Origin of the sequence: Halococcus sp. AFM35 (assembly GCF_051195015.1) — an archaeon.
Lineage (GTDB): Archaea > Halobacteriota > Halobacteria > Halobacteriales > Halococcaceae > Halococcus.
This window is the reverse complement of the sequence record NZ_JBNTJU010000016.1, coordinates 1-23,432: the sequence shown is the minus strand read 5'-3', so window position 1 is coordinate 23,432 and position 23,432 is coordinate 1. Positions and strand designations below refer to the sequence as shown.

The 23,432-nt window shown below is 53.2% G+C and carries 21 protein-coding genes and 1 pseudogene; 15 read left to right on the top strand and 7 right to left on the bottom strand.

What is annotated here, in order from left to right; all coding sequences use genetic code 11:
• Window positions 1-250 precede the first annotated feature (250 nt).
• From ACQUQO_RS12705 to ACQUQO_RS12685, 5 genes are all read right to left on the bottom strand, one after another.
• Entirely contained in the window at window positions 251-985 is a 735-nt protein-coding gene (locus ACQUQO_RS12705; RefSeq protein ID WP_435078392.1) for a DUF1828 domain-containing protein, read from the bottom strand.
• Between the two features lie 46 nt (window positions 986-1,031).
• Window positions 1,032-1,442, bottom strand: a complete 411-nt coding sequence (locus tag ACQUQO_RS12700) for a DUF6978 family protein (protein ID WP_435078391.1) — start codon at window positions 1,440-1,442, stop codon at window positions 1,032-1,034.
• Window positions 1,443-1,590: 148 nt separating this feature from the next.
• A complete protein-coding gene (locus ACQUQO_RS12695; RefSeq protein WP_435078390.1) occupies window positions 1,591-1,917 on the bottom strand; it encodes a ribbon-helix-helix protein, CopG family in 327 nt (108 codons plus the stop codon).
• Between the two features lie 179 nt (window positions 1,918-2,096).
• Window positions 2,097-4,091: an AAA family ATPase gene (locus ACQUQO_RS12690; RefSeq protein WP_435078389.1), complete on the bottom strand. Its 1,995-nt coding sequence runs from the start codon at window positions 4,089-4,091 to the stop codon at window positions 2,097-2,099.
• Between the two features lie 210 nt (window positions 4,092-4,301).
• Window positions 4,302-4,448, bottom strand: a complete 147-nt coding sequence (locus ACQUQO_RS12685; RefSeq protein WP_435078388.1) for a hypothetical protein — start codon at window positions 4,446-4,448, stop codon at window positions 4,302-4,304.
• 647 nt (window positions 4,449-5,095) lie between these two features.
• Between ACQUQO_RS12685 and ACQUQO_RS12680 the strand changes: the two genes are divergently transcribed.
• The 4 genes from ACQUQO_RS12680 (at window position 5,096) to ACQUQO_RS12665 (ending at window position 8,010) form a co-directional block, all read left to right on the top strand.
• Complete coding sequence (locus ACQUQO_RS12680; protein ID WP_435078387.1) at window positions 5,096-5,752, top strand: tyrosine-type recombinase/integrase; 657 nt, start codon at window positions 5,096-5,098, stop codon at window positions 5,750-5,752.
• Window positions 5,753-5,953: 201 nt separating this feature from the next.
• Window positions 5,954-6,238: a hypothetical protein gene (locus tag ACQUQO_RS12675; protein WP_435078386.1), complete on the top strand. Its 285-nt coding sequence runs from the start codon at window positions 5,954-5,956 to the stop codon at window positions 6,236-6,238.
• A gap of 226 nt (window positions 6,239-6,464) precedes the next feature.
• Entirely contained in the window at window positions 6,465-6,887 is a 423-nt protein-coding gene (locus tag ACQUQO_RS12670; RefSeq protein ID WP_435078385.1) for an HIT family protein, read from the top strand.
• A 352-nt stretch (window positions 6,888-7,239) separates the two neighbouring features.
• Window positions 7,240-8,010, top strand: coding sequence for a hypothetical protein (locus ACQUQO_RS12665; protein ID WP_435078384.1), 771 nt, complete (start codon window positions 7,240-7,242; stop codon window positions 8,008-8,010).
• A 237-nt stretch (window positions 8,011-8,247) separates the two neighbouring features.
• On the opposite strand, the gene ACQUQO_RS12660 is transcribed toward ACQUQO_RS12665, so the two are convergent.
• The gene (locus ACQUQO_RS12660) at window positions 8,248-8,391 is read right to left on the bottom strand and encodes a hypothetical protein (protein WP_435078383.1); all 144 of its coding nucleotides are present in this window, start codon (window positions 8,389-8,391) and stop codon (window positions 8,248-8,250) included.
• Between the two features lie 400 nt (window positions 8,392-8,791).
• On the opposite strand from ACQUQO_RS12660, the gene ACQUQO_RS12655 reads away from it, so the two are divergent.
• The 11 genes from ACQUQO_RS12655 to ACQUQO_RS12605 all read left to right on the top strand — a co-directional run bounded on the left by ACQUQO_RS12655 (window position 8,792) and on the right by ACQUQO_RS12605 (window position 23,250).
• Window positions 8,792-9,079, top strand: a complete 288-nt coding sequence (locus tag ACQUQO_RS12655; RefSeq protein WP_435078382.1) for a helix-turn-helix transcriptional regulator — start codon at window positions 8,792-8,794, stop codon at window positions 9,077-9,079.
• Between the two features lie 95 nt (window positions 9,080-9,174).
• Window positions 9,175-9,552 (top strand): hypothetical protein, encoded by a 378-nt coding sequence (locus ACQUQO_RS12650; protein ID WP_435078381.1) that lies wholly within the window; start codon window positions 9,175-9,177, stop codon window positions 9,550-9,552.
• A gap of 200 nt (window positions 9,553-9,752) precedes the next feature.
• Entirely contained in the window at window positions 9,753-9,896 is a 144-nt protein-coding gene (locus ACQUQO_RS12645; RefSeq protein WP_435078438.1) for a TRAM domain-containing protein, read from the top strand.
• A gap of 97 nt (window positions 9,897-9,993) precedes the next feature.
• Window positions 9,994-10,299 (top strand): non-histone chromosomal MC1 family protein, encoded by a 306-nt coding sequence (locus ACQUQO_RS12640; RefSeq protein WP_435078380.1) that lies wholly within the window; start codon window positions 9,994-9,996, stop codon window positions 10,297-10,299.
• 50 nt (window positions 10,300-10,349) lie between these two features.
• Window positions 10,350-10,580, top strand: coding sequence for a hypothetical protein (locus ACQUQO_RS12635; protein WP_435078379.1), 231 nt, complete (start codon window positions 10,350-10,352; stop codon window positions 10,578-10,580).
• Window positions 10,581-11,008: 428 nt separating this feature from the next.
• Entirely contained in the window at window positions 11,009-12,025 is a 1,017-nt protein-coding gene (locus ACQUQO_RS12630; RefSeq protein WP_435078378.1) for a hypothetical protein, read from the top strand.
• Window positions 12,026-12,145: 120 nt separating this feature from the next.
• A complete protein-coding gene (locus ACQUQO_RS12625; protein ID WP_435078377.1) occupies window positions 12,146-12,451 on the top strand; it encodes a hypothetical protein in 306 nt (101 codons plus the stop codon).
• Between the two features lie 349 nt (window positions 12,452-12,800).
• Window positions 12,801-16,094, top strand: coding sequence for an ATP-binding protein (locus ACQUQO_RS12620; RefSeq protein ID WP_435078376.1), 3,294 nt, complete (start codon window positions 12,801-12,803; stop codon window positions 16,092-16,094).
• Window positions 16,091-16,726 carry a DUF7680 family protein gene (locus tag ACQUQO_RS12615; protein ID WP_435078375.1) on the top strand — a complete coding sequence of 212 codons (636 nt, stop codon included), beginning with the start codon at window positions 16,091-16,093 and terminating at the stop codon, window positions 16,724-16,726. Before ACQUQO_RS12620 ends, ACQUQO_RS12615 begins: the two co-directional genes overlap by 4 nt.
• A 39-nt stretch (window positions 16,727-16,765) precedes the next feature.
• Window positions 16,766-19,588, top strand: coding sequence for a DUF1156 domain-containing protein (locus ACQUQO_RS12610; RefSeq protein ID WP_435078374.1), 2,823 nt, complete (start codon window positions 16,766-16,768; stop codon window positions 19,586-19,588).
• Between the two features lie 8 nt (window positions 19,589-19,596).
• On the top strand, window positions 19,597-23,250 hold the full coding sequence (locus ACQUQO_RS12605) for a DEAD/DEAH box helicase (protein WP_435078373.1): 3,654 nt from the start codon (window positions 19,597-19,599) through the stop codon (window positions 23,248-23,250).
• A 3-nt stretch (window positions 23,251-23,253) separates the two neighbouring features.
• Here the strand turns inward: ACQUQO_RS12605 and ACQUQO_RS12600 are convergent.
• Window positions 23,254-23,432, bottom strand: a pseudogene (locus ACQUQO_RS12600) (IS5/IS1182 family transposase); the annotation flags it as partial.

The following is a 23,432-nucleotide window of genomic DNA, read 5'->3' as shown; positions in this document are numbered from 1 at the left end:
CTTTGGCAAAAGTCGACGAGAGGACGCCCGTAACCCTTCGCTCCGCGCGTGTTATAGAGGAGAGCAAGCCGACATTACGGAAATCGAGATGACAGCCATTGCCGCAACCGAACTGAAATCGGTCTGGGTGCCCTTCTGCATCCCCCGCGGACGCTGCCTGATTCGGTCTTCTTTGAGTATTGGCGCTTGCTCTCTCACGGCACTCACCCGCGCCGTCGCCACCAACACCAGACTTGGTAGGGTCGCGCGCTTAGGCAACGCCTGCGTTTGAATCAAGGGCGTCAATCAGCCCTCCCCGTGCCGACCACGCGATATACGAGTCGGAATACTCCGACAAAATACGGACTGTTCGGTCATCATATTCTCCCGATTCATCATTAAGTACCGAGACACGATGGACCTCTGAAGTGGTTCGACCGATGTCTGTCCATTTGTGTGCTGTCCGTTGCGCCATACTATGTGCTGTTGAAACGTTCTGTGCGTGGACTGCTTCGATGTAGGTCGGACGGGCAGCAGTGACATCGAAGTCGACCCGATGCATCTCGGTGACGCCCTCTACTTCGGCGTTTCGGCTATAGTGGATGTCATGCTCCGACAAGTAATTGCCAACATCTTCGCGGAATGATGATTGGGAGTATGATCGCCGAGTATAGACGAGATAGGAGATTGACTGTACAGCTTGAATTGCGTCAAGAATTCGTTCTCCTAGTGTTTCGCTATCTGCGCTGAGACGTATCTCATACTCAGCCTCTTCCAAGTCGAAGCGCTGCTTAGTGCTCTCCAGGCGCTTCTGTCGCCTCTCTTGGCGCAGATCCACGTTAGATAAATACAGCATTCCATATGTCTCTCCGCGGTCAGATATAACGTACTGATCGGCTTGGCTCGATATCCAGAGTGTGATAGCGTCGAAGTCAGCGCGATCAAACGGTACTACGACACGGCAGTCGCCATTTGATCCCTCAATCTGCATCTGCTCGTCGAACACCGAATTGAGTGCTGGCCGGATGAGGGTGTCACATTTGGTTGACATTTCATAACCTCTTTTGCCTGTCGTAGTTGCCGCGCAGTTCTATGTTGCATTCGTTGAGGAAGTCCATAAAGGCTTCATCAACATCATCTGTCGCGATATCATCTACTTTGTATGCAAATCGGTCTTCATGCTGTCCGTCCCAGTAGTGTTTGTGTGAGCCTTCTAATCTCTCTCCATTCGGGTTCGTGTGGATACTATCGTCCCATCTACGAACGATTTTTGATCCTCGGTATAGCAAAGTAAATCCATAACTTTCCCGCATCCAACCCTTCATCAAGAGGTTAAATTCTTCATCGATGCAATAAACTGTTGCTTCTGCCTCTAAGTTAGGTCCTCTTTGACCCCACTCCCAGTCTTCCTCAATGACCTTCTCCATGTCTGCCATCCGGTCAACCTCTGCTTTTGTGAGCATCTATGTTCCTCCAGTGAGTTGGACGAGAACAACGTACATGGGGTATACACATTAACTTATTCCCAAATCGATCTGGGCGTCCGAGGGAACCGAGTGGCACGCAACCGCTGACGAAAACCATGTTCCGTGCGTGCTGCGAGAGTCCGGGTCAGTCGGCCGTCGCCTCGTTCGACCGACCGAACACGTACCACTTCGCCCGCGTCCACAGCGGCGCGTCTCGCCGCTCGCGCTCGCGCTGCTGCATCGCTCGCTCCTCCTCCACGTACTCGACAAGTTCGCCCACATCGTCCTGCCGGCTGTTCGCCGCTTGGAGTTGCCGGCGTAAACGCTCGTTCTCACGTGTTACCCGCTCGTGTTCCAATCCGTTCACAAGCAGCTCACGGCCAGCTTGGCTCTTTGAGAGGCCGTTTTTCTCGCGGTACTCCTCGATAGCCTCCAGCGTATCCTCCGGCACGCGCACAGCGAAGTGCTCCATCTGTTCACACCGTTAACACCACGTTCACGGTCGGAACACATTAGTTCACGTCAGACGAATGGCTGACAACTCGGAATAGTCGGAGATGACAGTCTCAATTCGTGGGATCTCGGCGGAACTGGGAGATGAGCGATCCTTCCGAACGAGAGTTCTCACTACTAACTACTGACATGGGAGATTTACTCGGCATCAATAATCGAATTCATATCTTTGAACAGTTCTTCAAACCGGTCCACTGTTTCCTCGTCGATACGTTCCTCGAAGTAGTCTCTCTTCTTTTGGAGTTCAGATGCAGGGTCGTGATGTCTGAACGTCCCTTCGTTAACATGCCACCGTTCAAAGTAAGATTCAAATTGGTTGGTGATTCGCGGGTGCTGGCTTTGAAAATCACTCAAGCTAATTGTGTCAGGAACATCTTCCACAGCTCTCAGTTCGAAACCATAAGCTTCTGATACTACCGAGGCGTAGAAATCTTCAGAGAACAGATCCTCCGTGTCACCTTCGTCTTTATCAATGAACTCAGAGACGGTTTTTACATGGTCTAAGTCTAATACGCTTCTTTCTTCAATCTCCCTTAGCCGTTGATCGATTCTACTGTCGTCATCAAGTAAGACACCTATCGTGAGATTGCTCGCTCCAAAGAGCGACACGAACGTGGGTACATTATCCGCTCCATTAACTGGAACAATTGTCCAGCGATGACTCAGTGGTGTTCGATCTTTTCTATCGAGAATATCCGACATCACTTGAAGATAGATCATATCTGACTTTCCTTCCACCAATAGACACTCTGGACCAATTAGCAGTGTCCGAATCAGGTCGTAGCCCAAAACCGCCTGTAAGGGGAAGAGGGTGTCCTCATCAGAACCCAAAATGTCATCTGAGATCTCTGTGCCTTCGTGAGAACTCTCTGGGTCGTCAATAACGAGACGCGAACGGTGTAATCTCTCTGGCTCCAGCATGAATGGTGAGTGAGTAGTATATGCAACCGGGTGATTTGGCGCGAGACGGTCATTTATAAAACGCAGGAAATCATGCTGTGCCTTCGCGTGGAGATTCAGACCAGGTTCATCCAACAAAAGTACTAACTCTCGGTTGTCATTTTCCATGTCTCCAAAATAGGCCAAGAACGAGAAAAACCAGACAAATCCCCTTGATCGCTCATCAAACGGGAGAGTGACTTTGTGCTGATCATTGTAAATTCGGACGTGGAGGACAGGTTGCTTTTCCTGAGGTTGGTTTTGATTCTGATTTTGCGCTTGATTGGGATTTTGATCCGGAAGGTCGTCTGATTCTTCATTGGATTTGTCAAATTCAACTCTCAGGTTCGGACCTTGCGTCCAGTACTCAAACACCTGCTCGGAGATATAGTTAGAAGCAGCTTCTAATTCCGCTATTATCCCTTCATAATCGTCAATCTGGCTGAAATCATCCAAGTCCAGATTTGCGATAGAGAGCAATGACAAAAACGTCTCATCAGAATCAGACAGGTTGCTTTGTCTTTGTTTTTCGCGGATGTGGTCGAGATAAACATCTCCTTCCATGATTGAATACTCGTCAAAATATAAAAACTGGGGTAAATACGATCTGAGTATATTTTCTCCAAGTTCATTATCTAAACTCCCACCCCGAAGGGCCTGTACCTCGGTCATTAAATCCGAAAACTCGTTAGAACTCGCCTCAGAGTCTTCAACACCGGTCCAAAGTTCTTCTAGGGTAGTTGCTGAGGAAAGGGACTGTTGGGTACTGTTGTGGAGTTCATAATCACCCAGTAGCTTCTGAACGATCTGCTCTTCGTTAATTTCGACATTCCAATGAAGATTATTCTGATAATCCTTTGTTACTTCTACTGTATCAGTAGCCAAGACCCCCTTACCATACTCTGATTCAATATCCTCAATTTCTTGGCTGGAGAGGTCGTAACGGGCACTAGCTACTATGTCTGGGTCAGCCTCGTGGCGTGTTTTATATCGGGTATAATATCGTCTGGGATACTCCTCAAGTGGATCATAATTGCCAGTGGAATCAACCGGATTCAACTTCTCCAGCGCTTGTAGAAAAGCGGTTTTGCCAGACTCGTTTTTCCCTACAAAGCATGTAACTCTCTCGAAATCGACCCATCCCGAATCGTCGATACATTTGTAATTCTGAATTCGGGCCTCTGTCAGCTCCATTGTCTATTATGATATGCCAAGCCTGCAACTTAGCCCTTGTTCTCATAATTCAGCCTGAAAAGTTAGAGAGTGTGAGTGAGGCTTGATGTGCAGAGCGTTAAGCGTAGATCATGCAGTAGCGGGAAATTCAAACTGTATCTAAACCGCCGCGCCTATACCCGTATTCTGGCCAATAAAGTGGCAACCACTTGAACGAGCAATAGATGGCTCTCAGCAGACAGCGGCCGGAGGAGTGAGAGCAACGTTCTTCAGCCCAATGCCGATGTACGCGATGAGCGCTACGGTAACCGGAAGCGCCATGCCGGTCGTTGCAAAGACGGTGCCGATAATCGCCGAAACGAGTGTTGCCTTGCTCATTTGTCGAAAGAATTTTATGATGGTACTCTCCGAACCGCCATCATGCTCTCAGCAGGATTCGAACCTACAATTCCAGGATTCCCATTGGTTGTTCCTTCGACGCACCGCGCTTGCTTACATACAGGGATTGTTGGCTTATAAGTGTTTTTGCGACATGAATGACAACCAAAGTATACTCTTGGGCTTCGTTATGCCAATTATTGGTTTCAAATTGAACAAGAAGCTGCCCAAACCGTGGTTAACGCCCGCAGAAATCGGCTAGTAGATTCGTTATGGTACCTTTGCACCCTCTGAGTTGGTCACGCTGATTTCAGCCATACAGGAACCTATCACGCTAGAAAATCCGAACGCTTTCGCGAATTACTATAGCACTTCGCTGTAGTGCTGGACGTCTTGCTATAGGCATCAGCAGAGGAGTTCATAGATTCTCATCCGCATCTGCTACCGTGGACGGTTCAGAGTGACTCTACCGCCTGCTGTTGGATGACTCAGAAGAAAAATTTCCGAGAATCAGTGCTGATCTCTATACCAGCCGATGTTCGAAAATCTGCCATGGTACTCTTCCGGGCGAGTTTTGGACTCTGTCGATAAAATCCCAAACTCAACACGCTTTTCACCCCGTTCACATATAAAGAAAGCAGGTCAGAATGAGCGAACCAGCAAACTCCCAAACTCAGTCTAAATCCCAGTCGGAGTCGGCGACTGAGTACAACCCGCGAGCGAACGCGTGGCTGAAACCCGAACAGGTCGATGAGATGCGAAGTGCGACCGTCGCAAACAGCGCGAGCTATCTTGCCGCACGCAACGACGCACTGCTGGCGCTGCTATACGATACCGGCTTGCGAGTCAGCGAGCTCGTCGCACTCGATGTTTCAATGCTCGACCTCGACGAGGAGATCACTATGCTCCCCGGAAAGATTCAGAAGGACTACCCGACCGACCGCTCGCCGCAGTACGTTGAGATCGAACTCCATCCCGAGACCATCCGAACGCTCCGAATGTATCTCGCTTCACGCTGGAAAGACAGCAACGCATTGTTTCCTTCACGACAGGCCGACCGAATGACCAACGAGAGCGTCCGGAACGTCGTACGAAACGCCGCCGAGGCCGCTGAGACTCGTCCATTTACAGTAAACGGTCAAGGTGGGCCGAGCGACGTCACACCACACACGCTCCGGCACAGCGTCGCCTACCGGATGCTCAACCGAGAAGAGGGAAACACGCTATATGATGTGACCAAGCGGTTGCGCCATGCGACGATCCAAACCACCGAGCAGGTGTACTCACACTTTGATCGGGTCTGACCCTCGTAACTCACAGCTATAGTGATTTGTGAATCTGTTCACACTTTCTACTGTGGCAAATTCTTGACCGACTGAAATCGGCGTGACCGACTTAGAGTATGAGTTCAGCAATGGTCAACGATTATATCCGATCCGCATCTTCTGAAACGCTCAGCGTATCGAGTAGGAAGCTTGAGGGTGGCGACAGGAGAGTGAAAACTCATGAGTTTGACCGTCCACAAGGTGCGGAACGCGATTCGAGCGGCGGCGGGTCGTTTCGAACGGGAATTCGAGGCATCGTTTACGAAGGAGGAGCTACAGGCGATCTGTGAGGCGCTCGAAGTCGACGTCGACGAGTCGAGGCGATCGTCGACGACGCAGATGCGCCGACTCATCCGAGCGCAGGTCGGCGTCGCGGAGTCGCCGGAGGCGGCAGACGACTCCACGTTCAGAAAGGCCGACCTCCAGGCGATCTCTGACGCGGTCGGGGCGTCCTCCGAGTCGTAGTCGGCAGTCGCCGGGTCGGTTTACCTGCCGTGGTCCCCGAGCCGATGTATTGAGTGAGAGCGCCGTCTCCTGACCGACTCGCGCTCTCCATGCAGTACAGGGTACCCAAACTACCCAATAGCTCTCAATAGAGACGTGCGCGATACAGAGGTTGTACGCTGTACGAACGAAATGCGTTGTACTGACAGCCGGTGGAATTATCGGTGGTGCGATGAACTGACCAATTATGACAGATTGCGTATTTTGCTCAATCCTCGCTGAGGATTTGCCTGCATATCGACTGTACGAAGACGAGCATTCGCTTGCCTTCCTTGATGTCGAACCTGCGACTCGGGGGCATTCGCTCGTTATTCCCAAGACCCACTACGAAACCACAACCGACATGCCGGAATCTCTCGCCGGAAGGGTATTCAAAACCGTTCGCCACGTTTCAGATGCGCTCGAATCGGCCTACCAACTTGATGGCTTCACTCTCGTCCAGGAGAACGGCGTCACGGCGGAACAAGACGTACCCCATGCCCACGTTCACATCATTCCTCGATATGGAGACGATGCTCTTGACCTGGGATGGAGCGGCAAACGCGTTGAAGAGACGACCCAACAGGAGGTTGCCGCCACGGTTCGGGATGAATTGGCTTCGCATGCGTGACCGATTCGCGCTCTGTATCTCGCATCTGCTGGAAAGAACTCGCGCAAAACTATGAATTACTCCAGTAATCGCTATAGCGCACCGACCTTTGCGACCAGACTGCCGACCGGCTCGGCGAGGGAATCCAAAGGAGCGGGATCGGCGGAGCCTAAGCGCACAGGCGGATAGTTCTCTATCCGATTACATCGGCAATTGAAAGAAGGCTGATTTGAACGAAGGAGCGAGATTGCCGATAGCGAACCCCATAGATTCAAGTTAGCCGGCTTCGGTGTTGCAGTAGCTCGCGAAACAACCCATGCGGGCCGGGGGATGGTACCAACATCCCCCGAAACCGAGGAACCAGTTAGCCTCTATGTCTACAGAGAGAGCCACCGGTATTGAATCTACCGGACCGACGACCGACGAACTGGAAGACCAACTATCGCAGGCGCTGGAGCGTCTCGACGCCGTTGAGGGCGAAAACGAGCGACTTCACACGGAACTCGAAGATGTCCGTTCCGAACTCGACGCCGCTCATGAGCAGCGGCGCGAGGACCGTCACGCTCTCGCGCGCGAAAACCACGAGCTTCGTCGTTCCCATGAGCAGCTCGAAGCGCGCGTCGAGGAGACCAAGGACGAGCGCGACCAGCTGCAGAGCGAACTCGAACGCGCCGAAGCCAGCCGCGGACACATCATCGAGGACATCGTTGACGTCGAGGAGCAACTCAACGACGTTGAGGCCGGGTCTGGCGACGCGACAGGTGGAGATGGCGCCGCCGAAACCACCCAACAGGACACGGAGATGACTCCCATCGAGCGCCTCAGTCGGATGGACGCCGAGGACACCGGCATCGACGTAACGCCCTCCATCGAGCGCGCGGTCTCAATCTTCGACCACTGGCGGGAGTGGTCCAACAAGACGCCGAAGGGCCGCGTTCTGAAGGACGGACTCAAGAGCCTCGTCCGGACGGCGACCGGCGAGAAGCTCGCATGGCGGCAGGTCTACCGTGCCGCCGAAGCGCTCGAAGAACTCTCGAAGGGCCGAATCGAGTTTATCCACCACAACCGCCACGGGAAGATGCTCATCGAGTCCGCGGCGGCTCGGGGCGGCGACTGTCAGCCGTCGTCAGCGGCCGCGAGGTAAACCCCGTCAGAGAACCGCCTGCCAAACGATAGCTCGAAAACAGGAATAATCGTTCCGTACATGACTGCGGTGCAAGCATGGGTCGATTACTGACGGGTAAACTGCCTCATTCAGCCTCACAGCTAGATCAGAGAACGGAGGAAGGAGTTCACCTTCTGACGACAGATGTCAGTGGAGTTGGTCTGACCTCATCCTCAGCGACACTCCTTGCGGTCGTCAACTCACGGGTTTCGAGTTCTACCCGATCCGCGGCAGGTCGAACCCTTCGCCACAGTCTTGGCACTCGTATTCGAGTTCCTCCGCCGGCGTGAGTTCGGCGCGCAACGACCCACAATTCGGACACGGAGTTTCGGCCGCCACCGCGGCAGGGTCTGAGGACATGGTTGTTTGCCTCTACGCTCCCTTCGGACTCGAAACAAGTAAGTTTGTTGGCTAAAACGATGAACCCACCATAGTATCCTGTTCTGTGTATGGAGAGAGTACCGCTCTCACACCGCGCTGGTGGTACTCACATCGCTGTCGGGAGTAGCTTCAACCCCGTGCTCACAACTGACTTACTCACCGTTGGGAGAGTACAACTTTGTGAAGTTCGCTGGTTGGGGTGATCTGAGGTACAAACAGTCCTCTCAGAGAGATGTGTGAGGGGGAATTGGCGACAAAACCGCCTCTACGGAGTTTCACGATAGTCTCGGAGAGAAGGGGGGGGGGAATAAGGTTCAATAGTTCGTCCGATATTTGCACATCGATATATTTTAGCTGATAGAACGGCCACCTTTTGGACATGTATGATTTGACTGGCTTCCAGCGTGATCTGCTGTACGCTGCTGCCGGACAGGACGAGCCGAAGGGGCTGGCGATCAAGGACGAACTCGAAGAGTACTACGAGACCGAAATTCATCACGGGCGGCTCTACCCAAATCTCGACACGCTCGTCGAGAAGGGACTGATCGAGAAGGGCCAGATCGACCGCCGAACGAACTCCTACGAGGTCACACAGCGTGGCCACCGCGAAATCGAGGCCCGCCGGGAATGGGAAGAGCAGTACGTGGCTACTGAAGCTGAGGCCTGACAGCCCATGAGTAGAGTTTCTCTTCGCGATGCTCGTTCCTTGAGAGGTTGCTCATCGAAAGTGATACTGAACGCTGCTAGTACGGAGAGCGTCTAATGGTCGAGATCCCTGACCGGCTGGAGTGTCTGTTCACTGGTTCGGTCGAAGAGGATGAAGGCTCCTACAGCATCGAGGTGCCACGGGAGGAACTGGATACGGGGCAGGTCTCAGCCGGCGAGACCTATCGCGTGGTGATCTTGGACGAGACCCAACCCGGTAGAAGCGAGAATCAACCGGCTGAAGCGTCAGCGACAGCAGGGGCGTCATCGTCATCGTCGCCGACGCCACCGGTATCGAGCGGTGACGTCCGCGAGGTGACCATCGAATCGCTGGGCGAGCAAGGCGATGGGATCGCGTGCTCTATTGAAAATGCGGTACGGCGTCGGGATAGAAGTTCTCAAATCAGATCGAATGAGCGTTTCTCACCGTTCTAGTGACAAAATTGTTTGAAGACTACGTGAGGTTGGCGACTTTTCAGTCGGAGCAGCTACCGTATAGCTGCAATCACTGATTTGCTACACAGAATTACGGTAAAATCACAATATTGTACCGTAAATCAAACCGAAAGTATACTCAACGACCACCTCTGATTAGCTTCGATCCCTGCGCCGTCGTCCATTTTCAATAGAGCAGGATCGCGAAAGTTGAGCGCGGATACGTGCTGTTCGTTCCCGGAGCGCGCCCTGACGATGAAGTGACTGTCGAGATCACCAACGCTCGCGAGAACTTCGCGTTCACGCGAGTGCAGGATGACTCGGATACTTCTACAGATCGCTAGTCATTATTCGGCCGTAGAGAGTGGCTATTTGTCGAGAGAAACCGCCTGACTGGGGTACATTTATCACATAGTAGTGCGATGTTCGCGTGAGGAACTCATGGCAAGCGACAAGCGAAACTTCACACTGCGCGAGGAAACCGGCGAGGAGACAAGTGTCTTCTCCGGGAACACACCACGTCAAGCAGCGCTGAAAGTCGCTCGACGGCTCGACCCGGCAGAGAGCGAAGGTCAGGCGTCACGCGACCAGTTCCGTCTCCGAGAGAAAGGAACGCAGAAACTCCACATCTACGAAGGATGGGCGTGGCGCAGCGACGCCCCCGAGGACAAACCCAACTGGATGCCCGAGACGATCACCGAAGCGAACGTCTCCAAAGAGGGTACCGAGCATCTCGACGAGCTCTGACGCTTGATTGGCTGATACAGATTCATATACTGGCGGTTGGAAGCATATGTATGGATGAAGAGCGGCGGATACCGCCGTTCGCCGAGGACACGCTCACCCTGTTGACCGACGCCGCGGGTGGGACCGGCGAGAAACTCCCGAAAGACGAGGCCATCAACGTGATCACCGATGTCGAGAGCGTCAGCAAAGCGGGTGCTGAAGACGCGCTTGCACAACTCGAAAGCCGCGGGTACATCTATTTCGTCGAAGAACAGATTCGCATCACGCCGACCGACGAGTGACCGGCACCTCGAAATTGGCGAGGTTTCACTTTCACTCCGGTTGGAAAGCCTCTATAATCGTCCGAGGGGTAGCCGAGTATCGAGGACAGAACGGTCTGGGCCTCGAAAGAGTCTCACACGCTCTCTCCCTTTCATGATACAGACAGTCAGACGGATATTGGCGCGCTCAGCATCGAAGTCTATCGCCGAGTGCCGGCACTGCGGTGCGAACGTCAAGCCTGAAGCCGTCTCCTGCCCGAGATGCGACTCAAGCGAGATCGCGTTCTATGAGATTGAGTCATGACCTGCGGAGGCGGTTTCACCGTGTATCGTGCCCCTCCCACACCGACGTGAGGCACGGACTGAACCGCGCTACGGAGCCGTGATTGTCACTCGAAATCCGGTGTGTCTCCCACGGGTGTTTTCACGTCCGCTCTCTGAAAGTGAACATGGCCATCCCGTTCGCTGCGACGTGGGGGACGCTGACCGAACGCTGTGAGGACCTGCCCGACGAGGCGACGCTGATCACACCGCTGGCTTCGAAGCGATTCCGCATCACCGACGTCCAGGACCAGCGCATCATCATCGAAGACGTCGATTCGGGTGACTCGCAGCCGTTGCAACGCGAGCAGTTCGAAGCGCTCACCGAGCACACACGCGAGGCTATCGATAGCTTCGAGCTCTCCCGGCTGCCGCCGAAAGCCGAACCGTACGCGGCGGTGCTTGGACTCCATCCGCGCTACGTGCTCGACGAACGCGAGAGCACGCTGACCGAACTCGACGAGGCAGATGAGAGCGCCGTGCTGGACGATGCACCGCACTTGTCAATGAGCGCAGGCGCGGACGACGAACAGGACAACAAACGCGAGGAGCCGGATATCGACGTCTATGCGGATATGCTGCTGTTGATCGATGCGCTCGAACGCGAGGACATGGCCGCTCTCGATGACGTCGAGACGCCCGTGCTGGTCAACCTCTATACGTTACTGTCAGACGTCCAGCGCAACGCCAACGACCTCCGTAAGGATGTGACCGATGTCCTTTTAGAGCGCGTCGGGCACGACCGACCGCTGCACGGTCAGTATGGCTCTGTCCAGCGAACGACGCGGCGGAATCGCTCGCTCAAAGATGACGAGAAAGTGCTCGACGCGTTCGAAGAGACTGGCATCGACCGCGAGCAACTGCTCGGTGTCGACCGGAGCAAGGTCGAGGAAGCGCTGGATGTTGTCCCAGTGTCCGAGAAGGACGTCTATGATGTCTCCGAGAGCGAGTACGTGCGCAAAGCCGAGGTGGACGAAGAGCGCAAGGAGACGCGCCTGCAGGGGCTGAAAGACCGGCTGGCGGTCAGCGACGATCCCGAGGCAGATGTCCTGCGTCAGGAAGTCGAACGCTTGGAGCAGGAGATCGAAGAACTAACCGAGTTCTCGCCGGCGAGTTCGTTCGAGACACAGTCAGAAAGCGGCTGAGATGGCTGATTGCGGAGACTAGGTGAGCGAAGCAGGGATTCAGGGACAGACTTCACCACGGTCAGAGAGTCAAAAGACGGCAATAAGAGTTAACCTTCATCAATACGTGATTTGTACATTATGATAGATAGACTGGAACAAGAGGCCGATATGCTATCACGGCACTTCCGAGTGTTAGAGCTGGTTCTTGAGAACGGACCCATCGGCATCGTGAGGATGTCGAACGAAACGGGATACGAACACCACGAAGTGCGCTACTCGCTGCGGGTGCTTGAAGAAGAACAGCTGATCGAACCGACGAATAACGGTGCAATCGCAACCGACCAGGCAAGCGAGTTCGTTACAGACATCGACGAGAAACTCGACACTGTCAGCGACAAACTCGAAGAGATGCAAATCGGTACCGAGCTTGAGGCAGGTCACTAACGACTCTCGACTCTTCGTCCACATCCCCTCGCGTCAGTTGAGGGATGGCCGCTGCGATAATTCTATTGAACCAGCTGATTCGTCAGACGATCCTTCTGACTGCCCAGTTGGAACGCAGATATCACGGATGCAGGAGTTTCATCCGTCAATTTGCGGTTCTGAGGGCGATACTCAGTTAGCGGGACTTCTGGGAAGGGAGTGGGAGAGTCTATCAACAGCCGGGGCTCTGGACAGGGGTCAGAAAGGAGTACCTTCTGGACACCCTGATTAAGCCGGACTACCCCTTCTACTCACACATGTCGCTGGGTACAAACCATTATAACCCCTCCAAAGACATCTACTATTATCGATGGGTCCAGAGATTCCAACGCTCTTTGAATCGTGCTCTCCGCATGATGACGTATTGGAAGGAACCTTATCTGAAAACGAATTCGCTGCAAAGCTCTCTGATGTCGCGTTCAAAGACGAAGCACCGGACATCTATGCTGATCCAGACACCTTTTTCTCGAAAACGTACGCTACCGATGGCCTCCAGACTCTCTTGACGTTACTCGCCAAACGGTATGTAGGGAGGGAAACTGGAGAGTACAGCGGCGAGGACGGTCTTCTATCGCTTGATACTGTATTCGGTGGCGGGAAAACCCACTCTCAAATCGCTGCGTATCATTTATCACGACATCCAGAAGCTATCGAGGATCTCACCCAGTATATTACGGATGAGGAAACCCGTGAGACTCTCAAGGAACTCACAACCGAGCTCTCAGTCAAGACTGCTGTCTTCGAAGGTGGGTATGTCAGCGCGTCGGATACGAAGTGCAACAAAGGGGACGACACCGCTCCTGACACGCAAACTATGTGGGGCGAGATCGCTTATCAGTTAGCAGGAGCGAATGGATACGCTCTGTTTAGTGGTTACGATGATCAGCGTATCGCTCCTGGAGAGGCAGACATTGCCGAACTGTTCGATCTGCTTGATGATCCCGGCCTTGTGCTGATTGACGAAGTTGCGCAGTACTTCGAGCAGGCGGCTGCAGTCGGAGTAGAAGACTCCACGCTTGCCGACCAGACAAATTCGTTCCTGTGGTCTCTAATGCGAGCCAGCCAAAATACCGACGCAGTAACAATCATCCTGTCGGTGTCTTCGACCGCTTTTGAAGACCGAGCACAGGACGTACAGGAGCTCATCGCCGACCTCGATAAAATCTCTGAACGGACGGAGCATTCCGTCACGCCCACCGAGGATGACGAAGTAGCTGCGGTTCTCCGTCACCGTCTTTTTGAGTCAGTTGATGAAGGTATAGCTGCTGAGGTAGCTGGGGAATACCAGGCCTACTACCGGACATTTGAGGACGAACTTCCGGATAGAGTCACGAAAGCAGAGTTTCGAGAGCAACTCGAACGGACATATCCCTTCCACCCGACACTCATCGATCTTCTCGGGAAGGAAATCGACACTCTGCCGAGCTTTCAGCGTACTCGTGGCGCACTCAAACTTGTCTCTCGAGCGGTCTACCGGATCTGGAAGGACCACAGTACGAACGAGGGTCGCCACTTCGTTCGGACGTTCGATATGCATCCCTCGGACGATCATGTGTGGTCAACACTCCTTGACCTCTTCGAGCACATCGAGCAGGATCTTCGTACGGCCTCGAAATCGGATGTCTACACCAATGACGGCAAATCTGCCTGCCAATACGAAGACGAGAACTGGACGTCGATGGGGCATCCACCAATCGCAACCTACCTCGGAACGAGTATCCTCTGGAAGAGCATCGTCTCTGGTGGAAACCGTGGTCGTGGTGTAACCCGACGAAAACTCTGGGAGATGATTCTAGAGCCCGGAGTGGACATTGACCACTATCGTGACGCCCTGAAAAACCTGAACGAGACAGGATCGAACCCGGATACAGAGGCATTCTTCCTATATGAGACGGAGAACGGTCTTCTCCGATTCAAGGGAGAGCCAAAAATCTCGAGGCTCATCACCAACGAAGCGCAGCAAATCGAGTCTGGAGTCGCTCGTAACCGCCTCGAACAGACCATCCGAAGTGCGCTCGGCGGTGGAGTCTTCGAGACGATATACGACCCGCAGGCGCCCTATGAGGTTCCGGATGACTATGACACGGTTCGACTCTGTGTGATGGGATTCGACGCGGTGACCGTCACGAGCAATCTCGACAACCCGCCTGAGCTACTCCAGACGTTGGCGAGTAAGACGGGCAATTCGCCGGGTTCGGAGAAAAAACGTGTCTACCGAAATAATATAGTATTTCTCTCTGCTGGCGAACAAGAGACGGACGGCGCGCTCAAGCACGCCCAGCGGGTGAAAGCGATGGAGCGGATTCTCAACGGAGATGCATGGGAGGCCGAACTTAACAGCGCTCAGCGTGACGACCTCGACGAGCGTCTTCAAAAGGAATCCGCACTCCTCGGTGAATCCGTTCGAAAGTCCTACCGGCATCTCTACTACCCGAACTCTGGCAGGCTGTCGAATGAGACAATCGATTCCGTCAACGATAGCTCCGACCTCCACGACATCGTCTTCGAGAATCTCGCAAGCCTCGACAAGCTCATCACGCAGGACGAAGGCGCACTCGGGACGGCGTGGTTCCGGAACCGTATCTGGCAGTCAGATCCGGATTCGATGACGACGCTGAATATCCGCAAGCTCGTCGCGAAGCGGACGGATATCCGTATCCTCCTCGACCCAAGACCGCTTCGAGCAACCATTCGGGCCGTGACGACGAGTGATATGACGACGTACGTGTTCTGGGACGACACGGCTGGCGAGGGGTATTGCTCGGGGGGTATGACCGTGAACACCGCGGAAGGTGAGAAAACGTTCTCCGAGGCCGAACAGATGTCGACGGACCTCCCGATGTCGAGTGTTCTGATTGGCGAGAACCACGTCGTTTACGGTGACGCCGAAAAGCTACTTGCTGAGCACGACCTTGACTTCCCCGAGGAGATTGAGGAGGAAGGTGGCTCTGACAGTGGGAGCGCAGGTGGTACTGGTGGCACGGGTGGAGGAACTAGCGGTAGTGGGACTAATGGCGGCACCAGCCCGCCGCAGCGTTCCGAGCTGTCGTTCAACGTCGGCACGGACTCGCCGAGTGCAATCAAGGGCGCGTTCTCGGACGTGAACGGTGCTATCGACCAGAAGAAGATGAGTTTGCGGGACAACTACGACGTGTCCAGTAACAAGATCGTCGTTGAGGTCGATTCCATCGAAATCGAACTGGAGGGTGACCAAGTCTGGGAAAAAGCGTGGTTCATCTCAAACAAGCTCAAAGACTTAGATACCATCGGGGAAGCTACCTCCATCGTGTTCGAATACGTCGCACAAGGAACCGACACCTCTGCCAGCGTCTTCGAGGCAGGTTTCGAGGGGTCTGCGACCGAGTTTGCCGACCACTTCGGAACGAACCACATCCCGGAGAGCTTCATCAGCGCTGGTGGAGACTCCGAAGGTGAGGCTGTCTTGATTATCGACACGGAGTCGATAGAAGACAACACCCGTGAGGCTACGCTCAACGTGCTACAGGAAGCGCTTGAAAGCCTTGGTGGGATTAACAACGTTGAACTGGTGGTCTCAGGAGTTGTGAAGGAGGCGTCGGAGCAAAGTGAAGAGGTGAGCGCATGAGCATCGAGGCAGAGTCGTTCGCCTACGGCAGCAGCATATACGGCGGCCGACCGACATTCACCTTGACGCGTCGGCTGGGCGACGACGCTGGCCTCACGCTGTACGAACTGATTCCCGAAGACCTTGCAGATGGACGCCAGAAGCGGTTCAGTCGAGCGAACAGCAACCGGAAGCTCACGAGGACCAGCATCACGGACGCGATTCCGAACGTGCAGGAAGATTCGACTGGCGTCCTCGACCTCTCCAAAGTCGGGGCTCCCTCAGCCCGCGCACCCAACGACTGGCAGTGGAACGATTGGTGCGCCCTAAAAATCACGACCCTGTCCGACAGCCGGCAGCAGGCCGTCTACCGGCTGGTTCGTGACGTGCTGAACGACAGCGGGATTGACCCTGGCTTCGTGATGCGGGGGGAGGGCTCGGTCGTACTCTCTGAGAGTAGCGGGATTCGACTGACTATTGCGTTCCTCGCGATGAAGCGCCTCCAGAAGTACGAGAAGCTGACTACCGTCGCAGACAGCATCGCCCGAATAAGTCTAGAGGAGTGTTACTACTGGCACGCGAAGTGCCGATCTCCATCCAGTCCGAACGGTGTGAAAGCGCTCCGAGTGCTCCTCTCCGACCACGTGAACTAAATTACAATGAATCATGAAAAATCAGACTCCGAGATTCAGTTGACGCCGCTGAAAATTGAAGAACCTATTCCGTCTACCGTGGCGGGCATTGAGAGTGTAAAAGAATCTTATAGCGAAACGATGTCTCCTCACCGACGCATTTTCAAATGGTTCGCGAGGAGACCTACGGTGACTACTAGGTTAGCGATTCTCTCGTCGTTGTTGCCTCCAGACATCACTGATGATGATTTGCTTAAGTTGATGTGCGTAGGCCCAAAGGAGCAGATTGACGGGTCAATCGTTGACTATATATTGAGAAAAGAATCTACGAAAACCGAACGAGAAGGGTCTATTGAGGACCATTTCGGTTACTCATACGCTCATAAGAGGATTCCGTCGGATGACGAACTAAGTAGGCTACATGAAACTCTTCGTGAGACGTGGGGCGGCGACCTCCCGACGGTTATAGACCCGACAGCTGGTGGTGGCACGATACCGTTTGAGTCCTCACGGTACGGACTCCCGACTATATCCAACGAGCTGAACCCAGTCGCATGGGTACTGAACAAGGTAATTCTACAGTACGCAAGGACGGAAGGCTCGCTTGAGTCGGAGGTCCAAGAATGGGCGAAACGCGTCAATTCAGCAGTTCGAGAAGAACTCTCAGAATACTTCCCATCTCGGAATGGGATAGAGCCAAACTACTACTTCAGGACGTACAGTATCGAGTGTCCCAGCTGCGGCGGTCGTTTCCCTCTCTCTGACCAGTGGTGGTTCAATAAAGATGACCGAGGAAGTGGAGGATACGCGGTTCAGCCGGTTTACAAGGATGACGAACTCACGTACAAGGTCGTCGAAATTGACGACTCAATGGATTTCGATCCGAGCGAGGGGACTGTTGACGGGGGCGATGCAGAGTGTCTCCATTGTGGAGTCGTTACGGAAAGGGATGGTCTAGTCTCCAAATTTCAGAATGGAGAGTTCGAATTTGAGGTGTGCGCAATCAAGTTCGTAGACAAAGTCAATGGGACGAAGTATCACTCACCTACGCAGGATGATTTTGAGGCTATTGAGGCAGCAGAGGATCGTGTAAACAACAACTTGCAGCTTAGTACCCTGCTTCAAGAGGATCGATATATTGGTTATTATGACCGAGCAGGTCCTTACGGAATCACCAAATGGCGAGACCTGTATACACCGCGCCAACTCTTAGCCCATGCAGCCTATCTCAACGCTTTTGACGACGTTAAACCTGAGATACGGGAAGAATACAATGATGAAACCGCTGAAGCGATTCTGGTATTGTTGACTCTTATTGGAACGAGACAAATTAACCATAATTCGCGGCTGACTCCAATCCGAGCCAATCGAGGCTTTGTTGACAATATGCTTGGAAATAATAACTTCTCGTTCCAGTGGCACTTCGGAGAGAGCAACATGCTCTCCGGCGGGAAGTCTTACGAGAGTTGGACAAGCAACGTGTTGAATTTCTACGAGAAAGTGGTAGGATATTACCCCACCGTCTCCAAAGAACAGGAAGATCTTATTTCAATTAACCAAGGGGATGCTGGGAACCTGCCTGTGGAAGACGATTCTGTCCAAGCAGTAGTTATTGATCCACCATATGGAGATAACATCATCTATTCAGAGATATCTGATGCCTTCTACGTATGGCAGCGTCAGTATCTGAACGACGTGTTCCCGGACAAGTTCAGTTCTACAGAGACCAACAAGGAAGACGAGGCAGTAGAAAACCCCGGCCTCGGCGAAGAGGTGTTGGGGGACACCACACCTCGACAGCGCTATGAGGACCGCATGCGAAGCATCTTCTCCGAAGCTTACCGAGTTCTTGAACCCGGCGGAGTAATAACAATCTATTTTACTGACAAAGAGATTGGGGCATGGGATTCGCTGACTATGTCGATAATGGACTCTAGCTTCACTATTACCGCAACTCACACGATTTCTAGTGAAACCCCGAGCAGAATCGGTGTTCAGGGCCAGTCTTCGGCTGACTCATCACTTCTTCTCACCTGCCGGAAGCCAGCTAATCCTCAGAAAGAATCACGTCAGCCGACACTATGGAGTGATATCCGCGAACGGACAAGAAACGCAGCCAGAGAGAAGGCGACAAAGTTGCTGAACTCGAATCTCAACCTCACCAAGACCGATGTCATAATCGGGGCGTTCGGTCCAACTCTAAGGGTATTCACGGAAGAGTACCCTGTTGTCGATAAACATGACAACCCAGTTCGTCCGAAACAAGCGCTGGAAGAAGCACGTGCTGCGGTGACTGAGGTTCTGATTGAACGCGAACTAGAAGACAGTATTGATGATGTTGATGCTTTGACCAAATGGTACATCCTATCGTGGCTGGTCTACGAGACAGAGAATATCCCCTATGATGAAGCCCGCCAACTTGGCTTAGGTGTTGGTGTTCAAATAGACGAAATTAAACAAGATACGAAAATTTGGGGTAAAAGTGGAGACAAACTCCTCCTGAAGGGGGAAGATTACCGTGTGCGTGACTTCACCGCTCTTGAAGCAGGTGAGAAACGGAGGAAGAGAGCCTATCCAGTAGATCCGCGTGAAGAGTCATTCAGCAACGACATAGATGCGGTTCATGCCGCTTTGAATGTCCTCGATACGAAGGGTGGAGATTACGCTTGGAACTGGCTTCAAGAACGCGACTTGCAAAACGCTCCCTGGTTCAAGCGAACGGTCAAGAGTCTCATTCAGGTCCTTCCGAATGACCATCCTGACCATGAGCTGCTCATCAATCTATCGTCAGGAGATACAGGTGAACTACTAGATATCTCCATGGAGTTTCTGAGCAGCGATCACGAAGAAGAGCAAGAGCGAACTACCTTACAGGACTTCTGACCATTTGAATGGCCCTCCGAGATTACACTTGGAATCGCATATATGAGAGCGAGTTCAGAGGTACAGACACTCTTGTCGGGTCGTTTTACCGTCCAATGCTTTCTGAGACTGTGCAATACGACCGCCTCGCCGGCTACCTGAGCCTTCAGAACCTCGCTGACGCGCTGCAAGGAATCGAGTCCGCGTTCGAATCTGACGGAGAAATCCGAATCATCGCCTCAAAACAGTTGAGCCAAGAGAACAAACCAGTTCTCACCGACGACGCTCCCCTCTCGGAGGCAGGCGAATCACGGCTCGCACTCATCGCCCAGATGATGGATGAAGAACGTCTCCAACTCAAAATTGCTGAACCACGGAACAACTCCGATTCGGGAATCTTCCATCCCAAGCTCGGTATCGCGACCGACGCCGAGGGGAACCGAATCACGTTCGAGGGGAGCATCAACGAGACGTACAACGCGTGGTACCGCAACTACGAGCGATTCAAAGTCCACCGCTCGTGGGACGAGGTCGAAAACAAGTACGTTGAGGAGGACTTGGCGACCTTCGAACGACTCTGGAACGAGGGGCACGAGGATGTCGAGGTCACGGACATCGACGAGGCCATTGAGCAGGATATCCTCGACTGGCAGCCCGAATCCGACGAGAAGATGGAAGAACACGTCGAACGCCTGAAGGAGTCGAGTGAGCCGCCTGCCTCCGAAGCGACAGTTACCCGCATCGCCAACGAGCGTGAACTCCTCCCTGGTGCACTCCACATCGCCGAGGATATCAGTTCGATTGATCCGTGGCCTCACCAGCGTGTCATTGCCGACACGGCAGCGAGTATCTACCCCGAGAGCCTTCTGTTCTGTGACGAGGTCGGCCTCGGGAAGACCATTGAGGCCGGGCTCACTCTTTCGCGTCTCCTCACTATCGGTGAGGTGAGCGACGCCCTGTTGCTCGTCCCCGCCACAGTCCAGCCACAGTGGCAAGAAGAGTTACTGGAAAAGTTCAACATCAACGCTTACTCCTACGAGTACAGCGGCTCACAGCGCGTCCTGCGAGATGCTTACGGTATCGAGCACTCGCTTTCTGAGTACGAGACTATTGACGCGTGGAACGACTCACATATCGGCGAGTTCGTCTCCGACCGGGACGAGCCGACGGTAATTCTCGCTTCGTGGCACACCGCCCGGCGTATCCAGAACATGGGGATGTTCTCACCAAGCATTCACAAACAGGAGAAACATCCGGAGGACCTACAGAAGAGTAGCTTCGAATGGGACTTGACGCTCGTCGATGAGGCCCACCACGGTCGCGAGGGAACGAATCTCTACGATCTCCTCACAGAATTGCAGAACGACACGGCGTGCAATTACGTGTTGACCGCGACGCCGATGCAACTCAAGATAACGGAACTGTTCGACCTTCTCAGACTATGCGATCTTCCAAAAGGATGGAACGATCGCGAGTCGTTTGATACCTATTTCGAGATGCAGCAGGATCTCAGCGAAGCACTCACTGAAATCGGTGCTGACGGGTCGAAAACCGTTGAAGAAATACTTCCCGACCTCGCCTCGAAATGGAAGCTTGAGCCCTATGAGGGTCTCACACATCTTCGCACGTGGGCTGGGATGGTTCAGTCCTTCGTACAAACACACAACGACGTTGCTGAATGGGTAGACGAGCGAATCGATAGTAGTGGTTTCTCGTTAAGCGAACGGCGGCGACTCAACCGAGTACTTGGGACCGGGAAACTCGGCACCCGCGACTGGGAAGACAAATTCTCCGAACTTTCAGTCGATGGCCTTCAATTTCTCCTTTCTCTCGGGGAAGAGACAACTCCAGTCAAATCCCGCGTGTTTCGGAACACCCGGCAGACCCTCCGTATGTGCAAGCGAGCAGGTCTCCTTGATAAGAACATTCCTAAGCGAGAGGTGGAGACCCACCTAGTCAAACTTGGAGACGCGAAACCACTCTACGACCGGATCAAGACGTATATCGACGATGTATACGACCTTTCGAAAAAGTTGCTGGAGGGAAAGGAAAAGACCGCCGTTGGGTTCGTAATGACGACCTATCGACAACGTCTCACATCAAGTCTCTTTGCAGTTGATCAATCACTGCAGCGGCGTCGCAGTAATCTTCAGTCCGATTTCAATGATGTTTCTGACGTTTCTGTTACTGATTTTCAAACAGGAGCGATTGCTGACCGGGAAGAGGTTCTTCGACGCGAGTATGGAATAACTATTGACGAAATTGGAGCAACTGGTTCAACCGGGGAACAGGTTCGCCGATTCGAATTGAGCGAGTTGGAAGATTTCATCGCGCAACTCTATGATGTCCCTGAGGACCCCAAGTTGGAGCAATTGATGCAGGATCTGAACAATCTCAGTTCATTAGCTCGAGATACTGTTATCATCTTCACTCAGTACAAGGACACTCTAGACGCGATCAAGAGAAAAGTCAGCCTTAGCCATCCAAATGTCGGTACATATTCTGGCAACGGAGGTGAGATATACAACTCAACCAATGAGATGTGGCAAAGTGTATCGAAGGAGCGTGTAAAACGTGAATTTACTGACCCCGGGGGTGATCTATCTATTCTTGTCTGTACAGATTCTGCCAGTGAAGGACTCAACCTACAGGCGTGCGACGCGCTCATCAATTATGATTTGCCATGGAATCCACAGAAGGTAGAGCAACGAATAGGTCGTATTGACCGGATTGGGCAGAAGAACAAGAAGGTGATAATCTGGAATTATATTTATAAGGATACAATTGATGAGGAGATCTACGAGGCTCTCGGAGAGCGTATCAACCTCTTCGAACAAGCCGTTGGACCTCTCCGCCCGATTCTTGAAGGTCTGGAAAGTGAAGTTCAGGATGTCGCGATGGGTGAGTCGACGAAATCGGGGGAAGCTATTGCCGCCGATGCAGAAGCCCAATCAAAAAAGGCTGCGCAGAAATCGAAGCAGGTTGGGCTAGCTCAGAACCTTGGTGCGGTTCAGGCTGAAGACATCATCGAAGAAGCTAAACTCTACGGCTGGACGGCCTCCCATCCAGACGTTGGGAGAATTGGATACTCGGATCGTTCGTTTGAGCCGCTTGTGAATCCCGGCGTAGTGAAGAAACTCTTCACGCAAAGTCAGGTGCTTCGAAACAAAGGCTGGACATTCACGATGCTTGACCGGCAGTTGACTGAAGATGAGGATGCACCCTATCAGAAGCTCTATCGCTTGAGTGTTCCAGAACAAGCTAACCCACCGATATCACGTAATCCGCCAGAAGACACCGTACAGGCCTTGTTCGCTGATGCGGAGGAGGTGCTAGTATCATTTGATCCTGAAGTTCTCGAATGGTACCCCTCCGTTGTGATACCACTCCCGCAGCACGAACTATTCGATTATCTGTTGGAGGAACTCATGGAGGAACTCAGCGGGACTATTGAAGACGATGTCGTCCGAGTGGCAGGTAAGAGTGAAGACGGAACTACTCAAACATGGGAGGAGCCATCCGCAATTTCTCAGGCGTGTGTGGCAACATACGCGACTAACACTGAACGTCGATTGACTCTGGATATGCCGTTACCGAGCAAACACACCGCAGAGACTGATATCCGAGATTGGTTGTCGAGATATTCGAGTTGGAAACCCCGTAACGAGATCGTCATAGAATAGTTCTCACACCGTGATCACGGTGCTTCCTGGATTATCTCCTCGTTCGTAGTTGGTGATAGCGACGACGAGACGGAGACACAGCGCGAGAAACACCTGCGCTCGTGTGTGGACGCGGCCTCGGGCGCGCAGCGTCCCGAGGCCGCAGTCTTTGACCGCATCGTTCGTTCGCTCAACCTGCGTCC

Bases quoted from the DNA above. Each gene is read 5' to 3' on its own strand.
- ACQUQO_RS12700 (WP_435078391.1), bottom strand. From the start codon at position 1,442: ATGCTCACAAAAGCAGAGGTTGACCGGATGGCAGACATGGAGAAGGTC.
- ACQUQO_RS12695 (WP_435078390.1), bottom strand. From the start codon at position 1,917: ATGGAGCACTTCGCTGTGCGCGTGCCGGAGGATACGCTGGAGGCTATC.
- ACQUQO_RS12690 (WP_435078389.1), bottom strand. From the start codon at position 4,091: ATGGAGCTGACAGAGGCCCGAATTCAGAATTACAAATGTATCGACGAT.
- ACQUQO_RS12685 (WP_435078388.1), bottom strand. From the start codon at position 4,448: ATGAGCAAGGCAACACTCGTTTCGGCGATTATCGGCACCGTCTTTGCA.
- ACQUQO_RS12680 (WP_435078387.1), top strand. From the start codon at position 5,096: ATGAGCGAACCAGCAAACTCCCAAACTCAGTCTAAATCCCAGTCGGAG.
- ACQUQO_RS12675 (WP_435078386.1), top strand. From the start codon at position 5,954: ATGAGTTTGACCGTCCACAAGGTGCGGAACGCGATTCGAGCGGCGGCG.
- ACQUQO_RS12670 (WP_435078385.1), top strand. From the start codon at position 6,465: ATGACAGATTGCGTATTTTGCTCAATCCTCGCTGAGGATTTGCCTGCA.
- ACQUQO_RS12665 (WP_435078384.1), top strand. From the start codon at position 7,240: ATGTCTACAGAGAGAGCCACCGGTATTGAATCTACCGGACCGACGACC.
- ACQUQO_RS12660 (WP_435078383.1), bottom strand. From the start codon at position 8,391: ATGTCCTCAGACCCTGCCGCGGTGGCGGCCGAAACTCCGTGTCCGAAT.
- ACQUQO_RS12655 (WP_435078382.1), top strand. From the start codon at position 8,792: ATGTATGATTTGACTGGCTTCCAGCGTGATCTGCTGTACGCTGCTGCC.
- ACQUQO_RS12650 (WP_435078381.1), top strand. From the start codon at position 9,175: ATGGTCGAGATCCCTGACCGGCTGGAGTGTCTGTTCACTGGTTCGGTC.
- ACQUQO_RS12640 (WP_435078380.1), top strand. From the start codon at position 9,994: ATGGCAAGCGACAAGCGAAACTTCACACTGCGCGAGGAAACCGGCGAG.
- ACQUQO_RS12635 (WP_435078379.1), top strand. From the start codon at position 10,350: ATGGATGAAGAGCGGCGGATACCGCCGTTCGCCGAGGACACGCTCACC.
- ACQUQO_RS12630 (WP_435078378.1), top strand. From the start codon at position 11,009: ATGGCCATCCCGTTCGCTGCGACGTGGGGGACGCTGACCGAACGCTGT.
- ACQUQO_RS12625 (WP_435078377.1), top strand. From the start codon at position 12,146: ATGATAGATAGACTGGAACAAGAGGCCGATATGCTATCACGGCACTTC.
- ACQUQO_RS12620 (WP_435078376.1), top strand. From the start codon at position 12,801: ATGGGTCCAGAGATTCCAACGCTCTTTGAATCGTGCTCTCCGCATGAT.
- ACQUQO_RS12615 (WP_435078375.1), top strand. From the start codon at position 16,091: ATGAGCATCGAGGCAGAGTCGTTCGCCTACGGCAGCAGCATATACGGC.
- ACQUQO_RS12605 (WP_435078373.1), top strand. From the start codon at position 19,597: ATGGCCCTCCGAGATTACACTTGGAATCGCATATATGAGAGCGAGTTC.